Origin of the sequence: Pseudomonas sp. Eqa60 (genome assembly GCF_018326405.1) — a bacterium.
Classification (GTDB): Bacteria; Pseudomonadota; Gammaproteobacteria; order Pseudomonadales; family Pseudomonadaceae; genus Aquipseudomonas; species Aquipseudomonas protegens.
In genome coordinates, this window is sequence record NZ_AP024342.1 from 5226043 (window position 1) to 5243511 (window position 17469).

Annotated in this window: 14 protein-coding genes, 4 tRNA genes, 1 pseudogene and 1 riboswitch; of the genes and pseudogenes, 8 read left to right on the plus strand and 11 right to left on the minus strand. The window is 58.5% G+C overall.

The features are described 5' to 3' along the window. Positions 1-211: 211 nt before the first annotated feature. The 4 genes and pseudogenes from KI242_RS23445 to KI242_RS23460 form a co-directional block, all read left to right on the plus strand. Positions 212-2539, plus strand: a complete 2328-nt coding sequence (locus tag KI242_RS23445; protein ID WP_212805598.1) for a hypothetical protein — start codon at positions 212-214, stop codon at positions 2537-2539. Further along, positions 2530-3771, plus strand: a complete 1242-nt coding sequence (locus tag KI242_RS23450; RefSeq protein WP_053159805.1) for a hypothetical protein — start codon at positions 2530-2532, stop codon at positions 3769-3771. The genes KI242_RS23445 and KI242_RS23450 overlap by 10 nt, the downstream gene beginning before the upstream one ends. A gap of 7 nt (positions 3772-3778) precedes the next feature. Beyond that, positions 3779-4438: a DUF1266 domain-containing protein gene (locus tag KI242_RS23455; RefSeq protein ID WP_015636673.1), complete on the plus strand. Its 660-nt coding sequence runs from the start codon at positions 3779-3781 to the stop codon at positions 4436-4438. A 456-nt stretch (positions 4439-4894) separates the two neighbouring features. After that, positions 4895-5422: pseudogene (locus tag KI242_RS23460) on the plus strand (Arm DNA-binding domain-containing protein); the annotation flags it as partial. A 98-nt stretch (positions 5423-5520) separates the two neighbouring features. Here KI242_RS23460 and KI242_RS23465 read toward each other — a convergent pair. Together KI242_RS23465 and KI242_RS23470 are read right to left on the minus strand one after the other, a co-directional pair. After that, a complete protein-coding gene (locus KI242_RS23465) occupies positions 5521-6081 on the minus strand; it encodes a hypothetical protein (RefSeq protein WP_172682023.1) in 561 nt (186 codons plus the stop codon). Between the two features lie 317 nt (positions 6082-6398). After that, positions 6399-6475: transfer RNA gene (locus KI242_RS23470), tRNA-Arg, on the minus strand. 293 nt (positions 6476-6768) lie between these two features. Here KI242_RS23470 and KI242_RS23475 point away from each other — a divergent pair. Together KI242_RS23475 and KI242_RS23480 are read left to right on the plus strand one after the other, a co-directional pair. Then, positions 6769-7008 carry a hypothetical protein gene (locus KI242_RS23475; protein ID WP_212805599.1) on the plus strand — a complete coding sequence of 80 codons (240 nt, stop codon included), beginning with the start codon at positions 6769-6771 and terminating at the stop codon, positions 7006-7008. Positions 7009-7031: 23 nt separating this feature from the next. Then, positions 7032-7211: a PA3371 family protein gene (locus tag KI242_RS23480; protein WP_041119533.1), complete on the plus strand. Its 180-nt coding sequence runs from the start codon at positions 7032-7034 to the stop codon at positions 7209-7211. Here KI242_RS23480 and phnN read toward each other — a convergent pair. Beyond that, a complete protein-coding gene (gene phnN, locus KI242_RS23485; protein ID WP_077934639.1) occupies positions 7186-7767 on the minus strand; it encodes a phosphonate metabolism protein/1,5-bisphosphokinase (PRPP-forming) PhnN in 582 nt (193 codons plus the stop codon). The genes KI242_RS23480 and phnN overlap by 26 nt on opposite strands. 379 nt (positions 7768-8146) lie before the next feature. Here phnN and KI242_RS23490 point away from each other — a divergent pair, with 379 nt between their 5' ends. Next, positions 8147-8473: an Arc family DNA-binding protein gene (locus KI242_RS23490; protein WP_003204761.1), complete on the plus strand. Its 327-nt coding sequence runs from the start codon at positions 8147-8149 to the stop codon at positions 8471-8473. A 109-nt stretch (positions 8474-8582) separates the two neighbouring features. Here the strand turns inward: KI242_RS23490 and mgtE are convergent, their stop codons facing one another. The 8 genes from mgtE to ltaE form a co-directional block, all read right to left on the minus strand. After that, positions 8583-10025, minus strand: coding sequence for a magnesium transporter (gene mgtE, locus KI242_RS23495; protein WP_011062760.1), 1443 nt, complete (start codon positions 10023-10025; stop codon positions 8583-8585). Positions 10026-10446: 421 nt separating this feature from the next. After that, positions 10447-10523: transfer RNA gene (locus KI242_RS23500), tRNA-Arg, on the minus strand. Positions 10524-10595: 72 nt separating this feature from the next. Beyond that, positions 10596-10672 (minus strand) — tRNA-Arg (locus KI242_RS23505). A 107-nt stretch (positions 10673-10779) separates the two neighbouring features. Continuing rightward, positions 10780-10870, minus strand: a tRNA-Ser gene (locus KI242_RS23510). A gap of 62 nt (positions 10871-10932) precedes the next feature. Further along, positions 10933-11121 carry a carbon storage regulator CsrA gene (csrA, locus tag KI242_RS23515; RefSeq protein ID WP_002554426.1) on the minus strand — a complete coding sequence of 63 codons (189 nt, stop codon included), beginning with the start codon at positions 11119-11121 and terminating at the stop codon, positions 10933-10935. A 187-nt stretch (positions 11122-11308) separates the two neighbouring features. Then, positions 11309-12550, minus strand: coding sequence for an aspartate kinase (locus tag KI242_RS23520; RefSeq protein ID WP_011062761.1), 1242 nt, complete (start codon positions 12548-12550; stop codon positions 11309-11311). A 97-nt stretch (positions 12551-12647) separates the two neighbouring features. Then, positions 12648-15272 carry an alanine--tRNA ligase gene (gene alaS / locus KI242_RS23525; protein ID WP_019093136.1) on the minus strand — a complete coding sequence of 875 codons (2625 nt, stop codon included), beginning with the start codon at positions 15270-15272 and terminating at the stop codon, positions 12648-12650. A gap of 146 nt (positions 15273-15418) precedes the next feature. Then, entirely contained in the window at positions 15419-16423 is a 1005-nt protein-coding gene (ltaE, locus tag KI242_RS23530) for a low-specificity L-threonine aldolase (RefSeq protein WP_011062763.1), read from the minus strand. Between the two features lie 218 nt (positions 16424-16641). After that, positions 16642-16812: riboswitch (FMN riboswitch) on the plus strand. Between the two features lie 121 nt (positions 16813-16933). Between ltaE and KI242_RS23535 the strand changes: the two genes are divergently transcribed. After that, a complete protein-coding gene (locus tag KI242_RS23535) occupies positions 16934-17443 on the plus strand; it encodes a 6,7-dimethyl-8-ribityllumazine synthase (RefSeq protein ID WP_011062764.1) in 510 nt (169 codons plus the stop codon). Positions 17444-17469: the final 26 nt, after the last annotated feature.

Below are 17469 nucleotides of genomic sequence, written 5' to 3' on the forward strand. Positions count from 1 at the left end.
CAGCCTCGATCGTTTCTTGCCGGAAATGCCCCTGCATTGCAGAGGGTCTGCCGCGCAATAAAGGGTCCATCAGTCGCAAGCGTCGCAGGCTTGCGACCCGGGTGTCGAAGGATCGGCATGACACCCCACGGAGGTACCAACGACGAGGAAGTGCCGGTCTGCCAGGCAGTGCATCACGTGATGCGCAGGTCATTATCAAATGGAGTTAACGATGGCGCATAACAGCAGTGCGATAACCGGCATTGAACTGGAACAGTTCATGGACCGCCTGGAGGCGCAACAGCAAGAACAGGAAACCGATGCCCTGCTGGCTCAGTTGCAGGCACAACCGCTGCAGGCCGACTCCCTGGCGTCCATCGACCGCCTGCACACCCTGTGGATGCAGGCCGGTGATTCAGCGGCAGCCCGGGCCGTCATCGATCGGGATGGCGACGCTCTTGTACAAGCCGCCCCAGAGTCGGCCCGCGCCGAGCTGATGATGAACCTGGCTATCCTGCGCCTGCGGGTCGCCAACTACCTCGATGACGAGCCAACCCTGATCGAAGTGCTCGGACAGCTCGAACAGATGGCCACGCAAACCCTGGATTTCAATGTCGAGCATTACCGCCGCTATCGGATCTTCGACGATCTGGAACGCGCTAGTTGTGAAATAGCACTGAAAACCATCGAAGTGCGCTACGCCCTGACCTTGGGCAACCCTGCCCGCGCGGCCCTGCGTGCCTGGGATGCCGCCGATCAGTATCAGCGCCGCGCCCGAGTCCTGGCCTACCACGACCGCAATGAAGAGGCCCGTAGTGCAGCCCTGGAGGCGGTCAACGCCGTACGTACCGCCGGCCCGGACCAGGATATCGATGAAGGCGACTGGCTGTGGTTGGGCAACTCGCTGATCGAGATCATTCCGCTGCGCCTGGCACTGTTCGAGCAACCCATCGCGCAACTGACCACTGGCCGCTCCCTGCCCCAGCGCCGCGAATGGGAAGTGCGCACTGCACGCTTGGCGGCCCGCGCCCTGCACGCCCAGGGCGACCTGGCCGGCGCCCTGAAGATCTGCAATGCCGCAGCCCTGAGCCTGGATTCCGACGGCGGCAACAACTTTATCGAATACGAATTGCCCTGGCTGATGGAAGCTGGCCGCATCGACGAAGCCGGATTTCGCGCATTCATCGATGTCTATGACCGGCAAACCGAGCTATGGCCTGCCACCGCCCGCCTGGTACTCGATCGCCTGCAAGACCCTGATGAGCGCAGTGCCTGGTGGCCGATTTGCGTGATGCGTGCCTGTATCACCGAGGAAGTGCTGCAGAGTTTCCTGCAAGCACTGCCAAGCATCGAAACCAGCGAGTCTGCCACCACGCCACTGCTGGCCGCACTCTCCCTGGCCATGGAGGACCTGCAAGCTAGCGACGCGCTGTATACCGAAGCTCGTGCAGAAGCGGTGCGTCGCGCGCCCGATCACCCCTGGATCACCCGCCTGGCAGCCGTGCATGACGCTGAGCACGGCCTGATCGATGCGGCCACTGAAGCCAGCCTGCTGCAAAACGCCATCCAGGCAGGCCGCATGCAAGACAACCGCAGTGCGTTTTCGCTGTTTGCCGCTCGGATCAACAGCCAGGGGATTATCGAGGCACTCAAAGCGCCCAAGCCCGTCCTGTCCTGCGGCAAGCACGCCTACAACTACGCACTGGGCATTGAAGACCTGGCCGAAGCAGAAGCCGACAAACTGCCCCCGGACGCCCGGGACCAGGCCTATTCGTTGCTGCGCGAAGCCCAGAGAGATGCCTATGAGCAGGGCCAGGCCCATATGGAGCGCTATTTCGCCAGCGGCAGCGGCCACCCGTACGATGCCTGCGCGCACCTGTATTCCATGCTCTGCAACAACCTGGCGATCAACTACCGCTACTACAACCCGATTCGCTACGAAGACGCCATCGAACTGCATACACGGGGCATCGCCGCCAGCCCGTTCGCCGAACACTACAACGGGCTGCTCAGTGCGCGTATCAGCCTGGAGGATCTGCCCGGCATTATCGATGCCGCGGAACAGCTTTGGCATTATTCGGCCGAGTTCGGCTACAGCCGCCACAACCCGGATGAATACGTAGCCTCGGTGGCGTACGCCCTGTACAAGCTCGATCGCGACAATGAGATCCTCATCTGGCTCGAACGCCTGCTCAAGTGGCAGGAAGAGCAAGGCGTCAGCGATCAGCAACTGGACAGCTCGGCGCTGTTTGCCCGGATCCAGGTCGCACGCTACCTGGCCCATGCCCATCCGGACAACGCCGACAGCCTCTGGCAGCGTTACCAGCCGGCGGTACTGTCCCTGAACGAGGTCTCGGTCATGTCCGCCTCGGTGGACTTCCTCAAGGCCCGGGGGCGCGCCGCCGAAGCCATTGACTACTGCGCACGCACCCTGGCCCTGTGTGCCCCGGACGATGACTACGACATCCGGTGCCGTGCCCGGATCGAGCAAATCCTGAGCGAGCTGCAAGCCCCGGCTCAACCGGCTGGCAAGAAAAACTGGTGGCAGATATGGAAGTAAGCGCCGACAAGCGCAGCCCCAGCTACGCCCCGCGCAACCTGCTCAATGCCGATGAACAGAAACGCGGTATCACCCAGCGCAGCCAGCAGCGCAGGGACGAGCAAGCAGTGCAGGGTTGGCTGTTGAACCACTTCTATCGCCATCTGGTAGGCAACTTCGAACCGGCACGACGCATCCAGTCCCTGGATGACGCCTGTACGGCCCTGGGTAGCGACTCGGTGCCGGCCTGGGTGAACGGCTATTTCGAGCGCGCTGCCAAGGCGCAATCCGAAGACCCCGCCAAAGCCCTGGCGCCCCTGGTCTGGATCGACCCGCAGGAGCCGCAGCTGCTGCACCAGGAAGCCCAACTGGTGGAGTTCCTGACCTCACGCAAAGGCACGGCTCTTGAGGGCAAGCTGGATCGCATCACTTGCCCGCAAGCGCTGGCATTGTGGGAAAGGGAGCATGCACAAATGGCGGCCCGGGTCGATCAGGGATGGCGCCAGAGCTCTGCCCAAGCCCTGACCGTGACCCTTACCTGTGCCGAGCACACCTGGGTCGAACTGCGCCCGCAAAGCCCGCTGTTGCGGGCCGAGATGGCTTTTGAAAGCTACGTGATGCGCCATTGCCTCGGGCAGTTCGCCGACCGTCGGGCCCTGACCGGCGGCTACGGCGAGCGTTACGCCGAAGCGGTGGAACAGCAGGGCATGCGCGTGTTCAGCCTGCGCGATGCTCAAGGCCAACCCCACATCACCGTCAGCCTGATCATCCAGGACGACGGTGCACTGACGGTGGAGCAGGTCAAAGGCAAGCAGAACCGCCCGCCCGTCGAACGTTATTTCCACGACCTGCTGCGCTTTCTCAACACCCTGGGTACCGACCAACAGACCCCGGCCGACTGCATTGCCATCGGCATAGTGCGTACCGAGGCGGGTTGGCTGCGTATCGAAGAAGTCAGCGACCCTCAAACCCAGACCCGTCTGGTAGCCCGTTACCCACAGTTGTTCCGACGGCTGGAAGCCCCTTCGGCCATGGTCGAATGGCTGGTCGCGGCACGCCAGTCCGACCTGCTGCTGGAGGTCGCGCCCCAGGCGCCGACCGTCAAGTACGCCACCCGCCACATCTTCAAGAAAACCCCCTTGCCACCACGTCAGGCCGAGGACCCGCAGTATCGGACCGAAGGCGTGCCCTGGTCAGATATGTCCCCATCCCTGGCCGAAGAAATCAGCACATGGCAAAACAGAAGCAGGTAATACGCAGATGATGACGGTAATTGTCGTGCTATTCGGCGCCTGGCTGGGCTGGCGTCACTTTCGCCGCCCGTCGGGAACATCCCTGGTGGTATTCACACCACGTAAGCGTTGGGCACTGACACTGGCACAACCCATGGTCGATGCCACCGGAATGACCGGTTTCTACGACCCCGATACCACCCACTTCATGGATCAGGCGAAAAGCACCCTGCGGGCCTCGTTGCTGCACCAGATCGGTTTTCGCAGCAACGCCACCGACGACGAAGTCTGCGCCCACCTCAATGGCACCCTGGAGCGCCAGTGGTTTCGTATTGACCTGCATGGCCTGAATCCCAGTGACGACCCGCGAGCAGCCATGGCCTTCGCCTGCGTGCGCAGCGCATTTTTTGTCCGTTGCGCCATGTTGATGAGCTGGCTCGAACCTGAAACAGGGTGGCGCATCATGCTGCTCAACGCCCAACGGGCCCAGGACTGCTTCAACGATTGGGAAGACTTCGGCAAGGCCTTCATGCTGGGCCGCCAGCAATGGATAGCCGCATTCAGGGCCGATTCGCTGGGAACTTCATTCAATGAAGCGAAGCTGAGCCAGTTGCTTGCACCCGGCAGCGGAGTGTGGGCAAGCGTCGACTGGAAGGGATTGCCGGCGCTCTGTCCGGTAGCGGATTGATATTTCTGGCCCTGGCGACAAGCAGCCAGATCAGCAAAACAACGTGAATCCTTGCAGGCCATCAAAAACACTCACTGTGGCCCTGTGCACAAGCACGTAGCCCCACGCTGGTCAGGCTGGCACCAATACAAGAAAAAGGGAGCGTTATTTAACGTGCCCCTCGGATAGAAGAAATCAAAAAATCCCCGCCGGAGGATCGCCCGGTGGGGCTTTTCTTTATTCTTTCGCTCCGGGGTCCAAGAACAGATCAACCGCGCAGGGATCAGCCCAGAAAGATACGAATTATATGGTGTCCCAGGGCAGGTTCGAACTGCCAACCTTCCCCTTAGGAGGGTCATTAGAGACGCCAGCCCGCTTGGCCAAACCCAGTGTTTATTGGGCTTAGCGTCCGGTTGTGTCCGTAAAAACGACGCCGTATAGTTCTTTTTGCACCCACCATGCACCCATGGGAACAAATTGAAAGAGAAGCTAACGGCAAAACTGCTTACCTCGCTGCAGGTCACTGGCAGCGAATATGAGGTTCACGACACCACCGTCACGGGCCTATTCGTTCGGGTGACTGCGGCCGGCGCGAAATCGTACGTTGTGTCCTGGGCCCGCGGCCGCAAGAAGACACTGGGGCGAGTAGGCATTCTCACCCTAGACCAAGCCAGGACCGAGGCAACTCAGTATCTCGCAGAAGCTCGAGCGCTTGGCGAACCACTTGCCGTTACCCAAAAGCGCAGAGGAACCGCCCTACCCTCTCTACGGGAGTTCATCGAAGACACCTATATGCCGTGGTTCAAGACTCACCACAAAGGCCACAAGAAGACCCAGCACACCCTGAGCTGCAACTTCGACACGATCATGTCACAGCGCCTCGACGCAATCACCGGCCGTGACCTGGACCAGATCCGTACAGGATGGATGCAGTCAGGCAACAAGCCGTCGACGGTCAATCGCAAAATGGGCTCCATCAGTGGCGTCTTCAGCAGAGCCGTTGAATCTACGCCGAAGATCAGATGTAGCAGCAATGTGAGAGACGCAAGATGAAAACACCTACCAAGCACTAACACCGGTACGCGGTAAAGCAACTCCAGCGACTAATGAGCGGCAGGTGAGATCAGATCTTTCTGCCCTTTCTGGGAGATATCGAAAATCTTCTGGGTGCAGACCGAGAAATTCTGCAAATCGAACTCAACCAGATATGTCTTATTCGGCTGCGCGAGAAAGGTGCGAGACAAAGGGCCGCATTTTTCTATCCGATAAGTCGTTCCAATGTTGTTTCGCCAAGTTGCTTCACCTTCAACCTCCGTCACCTGACCTGCTGGCACCAAAATCTCTCGGCTCGGCCTAGCACCATGCATCCCCCGAGCGAGCCCTTTATATAGCCCCCTAGCAAACGCCGGCATCTGCCGTTCTTGAGCATCGTTGTATACAGCACCTACGCTGCTCAGACTTCCCGGCTTCCCAATCTGAAACGTCACAGGCGATTCAATACTGACCGCTTTGAAAATGACCTTTGAATTGTGTTCGTCCGCAATCAGAACAACAGGCTTTTTAACCGGCTTTGCTGGAGTCGCACCCTGATGTGAAGAGCATCCAGCGAGAAAGGCAGTAACGATCAAGGAGACGGCTGGAACTAACAAATTGCGCTTTAACAAATCCTAAACCTCAATAAAACCTGAGCCCCCAAGCCAATTGGTAGCTATGAGCCACTATATCGAAAATGTCCGGGGCTAAACGGCTTTTTTGAGTATGCCCAGCTGAACAAGGCTTGAGCATACAAAGCAAAAGAGCAGTTTCGGGAGTTTATGCGTTATGTGGGAGAGCTACACGGGCTTCCTGAGTCAGATCACCTTGCAATTTCCGAGGCTGGCGTTGCTCGTAATTTCGCAAAGGACTGAGTGCCATTGCACCCACCCTGCACCCATGGTGACTTTTGAGTAGAGAGGAAAGTCGCTGAAAGTATTGATTTGTATGGTGTCCCAGGGCAGGTTCGAACTGCCAACCTTCCCCTTAGGAGGGGGATGCTCTATCCAATTGAGCTACTGAGACAAAACAGCGAGCGCCATTGCGGCACGGCGCGGAGGACGGCGTGCATGTTAACGGCCAAGGCTGCATTTGTCATGTGATCCATAGGGCTTTTTGCAGGAAGCATCAGGCTCGCCCCGCGGCTTCGATGCCGCGTCGTGCAAATTGCATCACTGCAAAAAGCCATCATTGCAAAATGCAATTCAAGAGACTTTAAAAATCAGCTCAACATATTGTTTTTAAAGACTTTATCGCCAGGTAAACTCTTGGCACGCAGGCTGCTTAATTAGTGGATAAACACTGAGGAGATGCCGCCCATGAATAGCGCTCTGTTGCTCTTGAATGCGATTGCCATCGCCGTACTGGCGGCCTTTCACTTTCAACCTGCAGATGACGCTGCCCCTGGCGGGTCATCCTTCGCCCATTACCAGCAACGCCAGGCACCCCAGCTGGCAGTCATGAACACCCAGATTGAGCCTGGCTCAGTGACCCGGGTTACCCAGGGAAAAGCCTCGCAACAGCCAGCCGCCGCATCCACTGAACGCTGGGTATTTTGAGACCGAGACTACAGGAGCCATTTATGTCCACCGCTGCCAAAAGCCTGCTTGTTCTGACGCTACTCAGCGCCATTGCCGCTGTGTTCCTGCCTGAAGAACCTCTGGGCAGCGCGCCACTGATCATCAGCGGCTCACTGTTCGGCCTGTTCCTGCTGGCACTGCTGGCTGGCCGCAAGATCAAGTTCGACCCTGTATTGCGCTGATACCGTGCTCTTGCAATATGCCTAAGAGGCGCCTCAAGGTAACCTGTAATTCGGCAGAATTATCCAGGCGAACCACTCCCTCCTCATCCAGCCAGCCGGCATGGGCAAACTGTTCATTACGCTGCAGGCGCTCTTCTATCTCCGGCAGGCTTTCCCTGGCCCGACGCAGCAAGCGACGGCGTAATACTTCGTTATCAACCGTCAGAACTATCGGAATCAGATCGGGATACCGAGCTCGCGCCCTGGACAGATAGCCTCTGGACCCGTTGACCAGGACATTGCGCCCCTGCGCCAACCAGCTATCGATCACCACAGGAATCCCATAACCCAGGCCATTGGCCTGCCAGAACAAAGCGAAATCCCCCCGGCCTACTCGTCTCGCGAACTCCTCGGCGGTGACCTCAATCGCCTCCTCTCCCACCGACTCGGCAGAGCGCGTGATCACCCTTCTTGCCACTTCACAGCCCAACGCACTTAAAGGCTGCCGGGCCGCATCAATCAGGCTATCCTTGCCGGCCCCTGAAGGCCCCATCAAGTAGATCAACCTACCCGGCATGGGTGGCTGCTCCGCAGAGCACAACTAGTAAATTGGCCATTTGCCACTATCCTCTGACAGGTAGGGATTACACTTTCACCCGCATAGCATGCACCTTCGTCGGTGCACTGACACTCCCGCAGGATGGGAGAATGCGGCCAGCAACGCGGACCCGACGAACTTTTCAAACCAGTCCGCATTTCTGATAATTGGTGCTGGCATAACGCCTTTATCCAGTTCAATATTTGTCACAGAATTGACGCCAAGGATCTGGCAATTTTGAGGCATGATGCGGGCCTCTTAACAATTCAGGTTGAACATTTGGCATTCAGGCTTGTCCTAAAAGACAGCCCGCGGCCAATTCCGAGAACCGCTCCCCCTGAACTAACCGGTTAAATATATGCGCCCATTGAAACAGGCAATTTATTCCAGCCGTACGGCTGACAAGTTCGTCGTACGTCTACCCGACGGGATGCGTGAACGCATTGCCGAGGTGGCTCGCAATCATCACCGCAGCATGAACTCCGAAATCATCGCGCGCCTGGAACAGAGTCTTATTCAGGAAGGCGCCTTGGGTGAAGAGCTGAGCATGCGCCTGGACAGCCCCGAACTGTCCTTGCATGAGCGCGAACTGCTTCAACGTTTCCGCCAACTCTCACATCGCCAGCAAAACGCTTTGGTTTCGCTGATCGCCCATGACGCTGAAATGGCCGCAGACGCCACCTGATTGCATCTCGCAAGCTCAAGCCAGCCTAGTCGCTGGCTTTTTTTTGCCCCGCCAAAAGCAGCGAAGCGCCATTTAGGCGCTTCGTCGGTAACCAACAGGGAAGAACGGCTCAAAGCAGGAAAATGGTCGCCAGGCCGAGAAAGATGAAAAAGCCGCCACTGTCAGTCATGGCGGTGATCATCACGCTAGCGCCCATCGCCGGATCACGCCCCAGGCGCGCCAGGGTCATAGGGATCAGAACCCCCATCAGCGCCGCCAGCAGCAGGTTCAAGGTCATGGCAGCCGTCATGACCACCCCCAGCGACCAGCTCCCGTAGAGCATGTACGCCACGACACCGATCACCCCACCCCAGACCAGGCCATTGATCAGGGCTACTGCCAGCTCTTTACGCATCAAGCGCGAGGTGTTGCCAGTGCTCACCTGGTCCAGGGCCATTGCCCGGACAATCATGGTGATAGTCTGATTACCCGAGTTGCCACCGATACCTGCAACGATGGGCATCAGGGCCGCCAACGCCACCAGCTTTTCAATCGAGCCCTCGAACAGGCCAATCACCCGGGACGCGACAAACGCAGTAATCAGATTGATCGCCAGCCAGGCCCAACGGTTGCGCAGGGATTTCCAGACCGAGGCGAAGATGTCTTCCTCTTCCCGCAGACCGGCCATGTTGAGGACTTCAGTCTCACTTTCCTCACGAATCAGGTCGACCATTTCGTCGATGGTCAAACGGCCGATCAACTTGTCGTTCTTGTCGACCACAGGGGCCGAAATCAGGTCATAACGCTCAAACGCCTGAGCCGCGTCGTAGGCGTCTTCATCAGGGTGAAAACTCACCGGATCACTGGCCATGACCTCGGCGACCTGCTTGTCCGGGTCATTGACCAGCAGACGCTTGATCGGCAGCACCCCTTTGAGCACGCCGTCGTAGTCCACCACGAACAGTTTGTCGGTGTGGCTTGGCAATTCTTTCAGGCGACGCAGATAACGCAGGACCACTTCCAGGCTGACATCCTCGCGGATAGTCACCATCTCGAAGTCCATCAGCGCACCGACCTGCTCCTCGTCATAGGACAGCGCGGAGCGAACGCGCTCACGCTGCTGGCCGTCGAGAGCCTCCATCAGCTCATGGACGACGTCTCGCGGCAGCTCGGGGGCCAGGTCAGCAAGTTCGTCAGCGTCCATCTCCTTGGCGGCAGCCAGGAGCTCGTGATCGTCCATGTCGGCGATCAGGGTTTCACGTACGGAATCGGATACTTCGAGGAGGATGTCGCCGTCACGCTCGGCCTTGACCAACTGCCAGACGGTCAGACGCTCTTCCAGAGGCAAGGCTTCAAGGATGTAGGCAACGTCAGCAGAGTGCAGATCATCGAGCTTGCGTTGCAACTCGACGAGGTTCTGCCGATGGACCAGGTTCTCGACCCGGTCATGATGATGGCCTTCCTGACGGTGCGTCAGGTCTTCAACTACCCGCTGGCGCTGCAGCAGCTCGACGACTTGAGCCAGGCGGTCTTGCAGGCTTTCCTGCGTTTTCTTTACTTCTACTTCGGTCATAGGCGAACTCCACTCCCAGCAGAGGAGCACGCCGGAAGGATCAATCAGTCAGTTCATGATTGTTAAAACGGGATACTGAGTAACTACTGGGTAAGTCCATGGAGGTATTCCACAAGCCCCGGCGGGGCTGACGGGCGCAATCATACACCGCTTGACGGTTTTAAACGTTAAAAAATCGCGGCAAGAACAAGCGCTTGCGGCATAAAGCTGAGCAACGTCCGAATCTATGAGACTGCGACGCCTCGACAGAAAAAGAAAACACACAGCACAGGAAAAAAGTCGGAGAGACAGGCTCACAGGCATTGCATTCGACTTCCGCCGGGCAAAGCCGTTCCAGCCCAGGAGGGCAAAAGAGATAAAGGAGGATAAAAAAGGCAGAAAGCAAAAAGCCCGCATCTTTCGATGCGGGCTTCCTGATGTATGGTGCACTCGACAGGATTCGAACCTGTGACCGCTCGGTTCGTAGCCGAGTACTCTATCCAGCTGAGCTACGAGTGCATTTTGTGTTTTTAGACCAGACCACAACTGGTTGAAGCCAAGTTAACTACATAACTGTAACTAACTCTTAAATGGTGCACTCGACAGGATTCGAACCTGTGACCGCTCGGTTCGTAGCCGAGTACTCTATCCAGCTGAGCTACGAGTGCATTTGTTGCCGCGCATTATAGGCCGTTAAATCTTTTTGTAAAGCACTTTTTCTAGTAATTTCAACAACTTACAGAAGAAGCCAGATTACAACGTACTAAGCAAATAATGGCGGAGAACGGGGGATTCGAACCCCCGACACCCTTTTGAGGTGTACTCCCTTAGCAGGGGAGCGCCTTCGGCCACTCGGCCAGCTCTCCGCAACACGGGGCGTATATTAACCAGCTTTCTCCCCGTTTGCAAACAAAAAAAACGATAAAAATTAATGGCTTGGTTCTTCGTCCTTCTCTTTCTTAATCCGCAGGTAAATTTCCTCACGGTGAACCGCCACTTCTTTGGGGGCGTTGACACCAATACGCACTTGATTACCTTTGACGCCGAGCACGGTCACAGTGATCTCGCCATCACCAATGATCAGGCTTTCTGCGCACCGACGAGTCAGAATCAGCATACCTTTCTCCTCACGCATTACATTTTCAGGGACTACAGTCTGCAAAAAAAAGGGTGTTGGCCTACAACCGGGTCGGCTGCAGTCCTACACGCCTAAGTATTGACTAGCACGGGCAAAAGAACAGTTTTCTCCCGTGCCGATCAAAAACACAAAGGGCGCGGTCAGACCGCGCCCTTTCAAACACGCATCACTCGCCCTGTCGGGCCGGAGCGTCGAGCTCGAAAGCGGTATGCAGCGCACGTACCGCCAACTCCAGGTACTTCTCCTCGATCACCACCGAAACCTTGATTTCAGAAGTGGAGATCATCTGGATGTTGATGCTCTCTTTAGCCAGGGCCTCGAACATGCGGCTGGCAACGCCCGCGTGGGAGCGCATGCCGACACCAACGATCGATACCTTGGCGATGTCTGTGTCGCCTACCACTTCGCGGGCACCGATTTCACGTGCGGTGTTTTCCAGCACGGTCTGGGCCGCCAGGTAGTCATTGCGGTGCACGGTGAAGGTGAAGTCGGTGGTGTTATCGTGCGAAACGTTCTGCACGATCATGTCGACTTCAATGTTCGCCGCGCTGATCGGGCCAAGGATCTTGAAGGCCACGCCAGGGTTGTCTGGCACGCCACGGATAGTCAGCTTGGCTTCATCGCGGTTGAAAGCGATGCCGGAAATGATCGGCTGTTCCATGGATTCCTCTTCATCAATAGTAATGAGGGTGCCCGGACCCTCCTGAAAGCTGTGCAGAACGCGCAGCGGAACGTTGTACTTGCCAGCAAACTCGACCGCACGGATCTGCAGCACCTTGGAACCGAGACTGGCCATTTCCAGCATCTCTTCGAAGGTGATCTTGTCCAGGCGCTGAGCCTTGGGCACAACCCGCGGATCGGTGGTGTAGACGCCGTCCACATCGGTATAGATCTGGCACTCATCGGCCTTCAGAGCCGCCGCCAGCGCCACACCGGTGGTGTCGGAACCACCACGACCCAGGGTGGTGATGTTGCCGTGCTCGTCAACGCCCTGGAAACCGGCAACCACTACCACACGACCGGCTTTCAGATCGCCACGAATCTTCTGATCATCAATCTGCAGGATTCGCGCTTTATTGTGAGCGCTGTCGGTGAGGATGCGCACCTGGTTACCGGTATAGGACACCGCCGGAACACCGCGCTTGATCAACGCCATGGCCAGCAACGCGATAGTCACTTGCTCGCCGGTGGAGACGATCACATCCAGCTCACGGGGAACCGGTTTGGCTTCGCCACTGATCTGCTTGGCCAGATCGATCAGGCGGTTGGTTTCGCCACTCATCGCCGACAGCACGATCACCAGGTCATCGCCGGCTTCGCGGAACTTCTTCACCTTGTCGGCGACCTGCTCGATCCGCTCGACAGAGCCGACCGAGGTGCCTCCAAATTTCTGTACGATCAAAGCCATTTTCTAAGCCGCCTCAGCCCGTAAAGGGGCGCCCGTTAAACAATCAAACTGCACAGCGCAAGGACCCGCCACTAGACGACGGGCCCGGCTCGGCGCCTTAAATACCCTGCTCGACAAATGGCACGGTCAGGGCCAGCGCGGCATCCAGTGCAGCGGCATCAACACCGCCGCCCTGCGCCATGTCTGGACGACCACCGCCCTTCCCGCCCACTGCCGCAGCGGCTTGCTTCATCAAATCACCGGCTTTGAGTTGGCCAGTCAGGTCCTTGGTTACACCGGCAACCAGTACGACCTTTTCCTCATGGACACTGCCGAGCAGGATCACTGCGCGGCCGAGTTTGTTTTTCAACTGATCCACCAGCGCCAGCAGCGCCTTGCCGTCCTGGCCGTCAAGACGCGCAGCCAGCACTTTCACGCCCTTGACGTCTGCCGCCTGAGCGGACAGATCATCGCCCGCGGCGCTTGCAGCCTTGGCCTGCAACTGCTCGAGTTGCTTCTCCAGCAAGCGGTTGCGTTCCAGCACTGCTGACAGCTTGTCGATCAGGTTGTCGCGGCTGCCCTTGACCAGGGTCGCCGCTTCCTTGAGTTGTTCTTCCGCCGCATTCAGGTACGCCAGGGCCGCAGCACCAGTCACTGCCTCGATACGACGCACGCCGGAAGCCACACCGCCTTCGCTGGTGATTTTCAGCAAGCCGATATCGCCGGTACGATTGGCGTGGATACCGCCACACAGCTCTACCGAGAAGTCGCCGCCCATGCTCAGTACGCGCACGCTGTCGCCGTACTTCTCGCCGAACAGCGCCATGGCGCCCTTCTTCTTGGCGGTATCGATATCAGTTTCTTCGGTTTCCACCGGGGTGTTCTTGCGAATCTCGGCGTTGACGATGTCTTCCAGCGCCTTGATCTGCTCGGGCTTGATCGCCTCGAAGTGGCTGAAGTCGAAACGCAGGCGCTGGCTGTCCACCAGCGAGCCCTTCTGCTGTACGTGTTCGCCCAATACCTGGCGCAGCGCAGCGTGCAGCAAGTGGGTGGCCGAGTGGTTCAGCGAGGTCGCGTGGCGCACTTGCGCGTCGACCTGGGTTTCAACCGGCGCACCAACAGTCAGGCTACCCTTGGCCAGCACGCCATGGTGCAGGAAGGCACCGCCGGTCTTGGTGGTGTCGCGCACGTCGAAACGCGCGTTGCCAGCCTGAAGATAACCGCAGTCACCGATCTGGCCGCCGGATTCGGCATAGAACGGAGTCTGGTCAAGAACCACCACACCCTCTTCGCCTTCGCTCAGCACGTCGACCGATTGCCCTTCCTTATAAAGAGCAACCACTTTCGCCGAACCGCTGGTGGCGTGGTAACCGGTGAACTCGGTGGCCACGTCGACCTTGACCAGGCTGTTGTAGTCCATGCCGAAAGAACTGGCGGAGCGGGCACGCACACGCTGGGCTTCCATTTCGCGCTCGAAGCCTTCCTCGTCGAGAGTCAGGTTGCGCTCGCGGGCGATATCGCCAGTCAGGTCCATCGGGAAACCGTAGGTGTCGTACAGCTTGAACACCACGTCGCCCGGCACCACCGAGCCCTTGAGCTCGGCCAGGTCCTGCTCGAGGATCTTCAAGCCCTGCTCCAGGGTCTTGGCGAACTGCTCTTCTTCGGCTTTGAGCACACGCTCGATGTGCGCCTGCTGGGACTTCAGCTCCGGGAAGGCTTCGCCCATCTCGGCAACCAGGGCGGCAACGATCTGATAGAAGAAGCTGCCCTTGGCGCCCAGTTTGTTGCCGTGACGGCAAGCGCGGCGAATGATCCGGCGTAGCACATAGCCACGGCCTTCGTTGGAGGGCAGTACGCCGTCGGCAATCAGGAAGCCGCAGGAACGAATATGGTCCGCCACCACTTTTAGCGAAGCCTGGGCATCGTTGGTGCAGCCGATGGCCTTGGCTGCCGCATCCAGCAAGCTCTGGAACAGGTCGATCTCATAGTTCGAGTGCACGTGCTGCAGCACCGCGCTGATCCGCTCCAGGCCCATGCCGGTGTCCACCGACGGCGCGGGCAGCGGGTGCAACACGCCATCGGCGGTGCGGTTGAACTGCATGAACACGTTGTTCCAGATTTCGATGTAACGGTCGCCGTCCTCTTCAGGCGAGCCGGGCGGGCCGCCCCAGATATCGGCGCCGTGATCGTAGAAAATCTCGGTGCAAGGGCCGCACGGGCCAGTATCGCCCATGGTCCAGAAGTTGTCGGAAGCGTAAGGCGCGCCCTTGTTGTCGCCGATACGCACCATGCGCTCGGCGGGTACGCCGACTTCCTTGGTCCAGATGTCGTAGGCCTCGTCGTCGGTGGCATACACCGTGACCCAGAGCTTTTCCTTGGGCAGGTTGAGCCACTTGTCGGAGGTCAGGAAGGTCCAGGCGAAGGTGATCGCATCACGCTTGAAGTAGTCACCGAAGCTGAAGTTGCCCAGCATTTCGAAGAAGGTGTGGTGACGAGCGGTATAACCGACGTTTTCCAGGTCGTTGTGCTTGCCGCCGGCGCGGACGCACTTCTGGCTGCTGACAGCGCGGGTATAGGCGCGCTTTTCCTGCCCCAGGAAGCAATCCTTGAACTGGTTCATCCCCGCGTTGGTGAACAGCAGGGTGGGGTCGTTGCCTGGGATCAAGGAGCTGGAGGCTACACGGGTGTGGCCTTGCTCTTCGAAGAAGCGGAGGAAGGCTTCACGGATTTCTGCGCTTTTCATTAGGTTCTTCCACGGAGACTGCGGCCAAAGGCCTGTGCGCAACGTCAACAGACGAAACGACGGCAAAGGGCCGCATTATATCGGCGTTAATCACTAGGTACAGCGTGTTTGTACGATACAAACAGTCAATTGGACGGAGAACACTGTCAGTTACGGGAAAACTCGGCAAAAGTGCTCAGCACGTGCTCGATTTGCCCGGCGCTGACGTCCAGATGAGTGACCAGACGCAACCGTGATGCGGCGCTGAGCTTGATCCCGCGCTCGGCGGCGAACGCCTTGAGCGCCTCGGCCCGATCCCCCATCTCTACATACACCATGTTGGTCTGCACCGGCTCGACACTGTAGCCCACCCGCCGCAGGCCATCGGCCAGCAATTGTGCATGGGCGTGGTCGTCGGCCAGACGCTGTACCTGATGGTCCAGGGCATACAGCCCCGCTGCCGCCAAACCGCCTGCCTGGCGCATGCCGCCACCGACCATCTTGCGCAGGCGCCGGGCCTTGGCGATCAGTTCCACCGAGCCACACAGCACCGAGCCCACCGGCGCACCTAGACCTTTGGACAGGCACACCGACACCGAATCGAAATGCTCGGCAATCACCCGTGCATCCACCCCCAGCTTGACCGCTGCGTTGTACAGCCGCGCGCCATCCAGATGCAGGGCCAGCCCGTGTTCCCGGGTAAAGGCCCGCGCCTGTGCCAGGTAGGCCAAGGGCAGCACCTTGCCCTGCATGGTGTTTTCCAGGGCCAGCAGGCGGGTGCGGGCAAAATGAAAGTCATCGGGCTTGATGGCCGCAGCCACCTGGACAAGGTCCAGCGAACCGTCAGCCTGCAATTCCAGTGGCTGGGGCTGGATAGAGCCGAGTACCGCCGCGCCCCCGCCTTCATATTTATAGGTATGGGCCTGTTGCCCGACGATGTACTCGTCGCCCCGCTCACAGTGAGCCATCAAGGCCAGCAGGTTGCTCATGGTGCCCGAGGGCACGAACAGCGCCGCAGCAAAACCCAGGCGCCGCGCCAATTCACCTTCCAACCGATTGACTGTCGGATCTTCGCCGTACACATCATCCCCGGTGGGCGCACTGGCCATGGCATCGAGCATGCCAGGGGTCGGCTGGGTCACGGTGTCACTACGAAGATCGATCACGCTCATCACATCTGGCCTCGGCTGTGGGACCTGCAAGGTCCGCTCTTGAACAGGGGGAACTCCCTTTCGAAACGAAACTGCGGCCATGGCCGGCAATAATCAAGCAACAACTGTAGAAAAGCCTGAGTCTGGCGTTGAAAAATCCGATGAGAATTATCCAAAAGGTGCGATGCGTCTCGCGAGGATCTGTGTTAAAAACTCACCGCCCGCGAAAAATTGCGGGCAAACGTTCTCAGGGCGGGGTGCAATTCCCCACCGGCGGTAATTGCGTGCAATGCGCATAGCCCGCGAGCGCTTGGCGAGACCGGTGGCTTGGCCACAGGTGACGACAAGGTCAGCAGACCCGGTGTGATTCCGGGGCCGACGGTCATAGTCCGGATGAAGAGAGAACGGGATTGGCGCCAAAGGGCCGTTGCCGGGCAGTTCGTGGGAAATCCACGACCGTTCTGCGCGCACCCTTAAATCCCATTCGATTCATATATGCCCTGTTTTTCACACAAACAGGAGTCAGAACAGATGCAACCCACTGCAATCGATAGCAAAAGCAAACACCACCCCAACGAGCGCGTCGCCTTTATCCAGGCCTGCTGGCACAAGGAAATCGTCGATCAGAGCCGTCAGGGCTTCGTCACTGAAATGCTCGCCCAGGGCTATCAGGAATCCGATATCGACTTCTTCGAAGTCGGCGGCGCCTTCGAAATCCCGCTGCACGCCAAACTGCTGGCCAAATCCGGTCGTTATACCGGGATCGTTGCTGCCGGCCTGGTGGTGGACGGTGGCATCTACCGTCACGAGTTCGTCGCCCAGTCGGTCATCAGCGGCCTGATGCAAGTGCAACTGGAAACCGAAGTGCCTGTCTTTTCGGTGGTGCTGACCCCGCATCATTTCCATGCGGGTGAAGAGCATCAGAAGTTCTTCTTCGAGCACTTCGTGCACAAAGGCCAGGAAGCGGCGAGAACCTGTGCCGACACCCTGCAGAAGGTCCGCGCCCTGCGCCGTAACGAGCAGCGTGCGGTAGCGGTTTAAGCGGTAGCGGTATCGCCGGCAAGCCG

Coding starts and splice junctions, on each gene's coding strand:
- KI242_RS23445 (WP_212805598.1), top strand. CDS start 212: ATGGCGCATAACAGCAGTGCGATAACCGGCATTGAACTGGAACAGTTC.
- KI242_RS23450 (WP_053159805.1), top strand. CDS start 2,530: ATGGAAGTAAGCGCCGACAAGCGCAGCCCCAGCTACGCCCCGCGCAAC.
- KI242_RS23455 (WP_015636673.1), top strand. CDS start 3,779: ATGATGACGGTAATTGTCGTGCTATTCGGCGCCTGGCTGGGCTGGCGT.
- KI242_RS23475 (WP_212805599.1), top strand. CDS start 6,769: ATGAATAGCGCTCTGTTGCTCTTGAATGCGATTGCCATCGCCGTACTG.
- KI242_RS23480 (WP_041119533.1), top strand. CDS start 7,032: ATGTCCACCGCTGCCAAAAGCCTGCTTGTTCTGACGCTACTCAGCGCC.
- phnN (WP_077934639.1), bottom strand. CDS start 7,767: ATGCCGGGTAGGTTGATCTACTTGATGGGGCCTTCAGGGGCCGGCAAG.
- KI242_RS23490 (WP_003204761.1), top strand. CDS start 8,147: ATGCGCCCATTGAAACAGGCAATTTATTCCAGCCGTACGGCTGACAAG.
- mgtE (WP_011062760.1), bottom strand. CDS start 10,025: ATGACCGAAGTAGAAGTAAAGAAAACGCAGGAAAGCCTGCAAGACCGC.
- csrA (WP_002554426.1), bottom strand. CDS start 11,121: ATGCTGATTCTGACTCGTCGGTGCGCAGAAAGCCTGATCATTGGTGAT.
- KI242_RS23520 (WP_011062761.1), bottom strand. CDS start 12,550: ATGGCTTTGATCGTACAGAAATTTGGAGGCACCTCGGTCGGCTCTGTC.
- alaS (WP_019093136.1), bottom strand. CDS start 15,272: ATGAAAAGCGCAGAAATCCGTGAAGCCTTCCTCCGCTTCTTCGAAGAG.
- ltaE (WP_011062763.1), bottom strand. CDS start 16,423: ATGAGCGTGATCGATCTTCGTAGTGACACCGTGACCCAGCCGACCCCT.
- KI242_RS23535 (WP_011062764.1), top strand. CDS start 16,934: ATGCAACCCACTGCAATCGATAGCAAAAGCAAACACCACCCCAACGAG.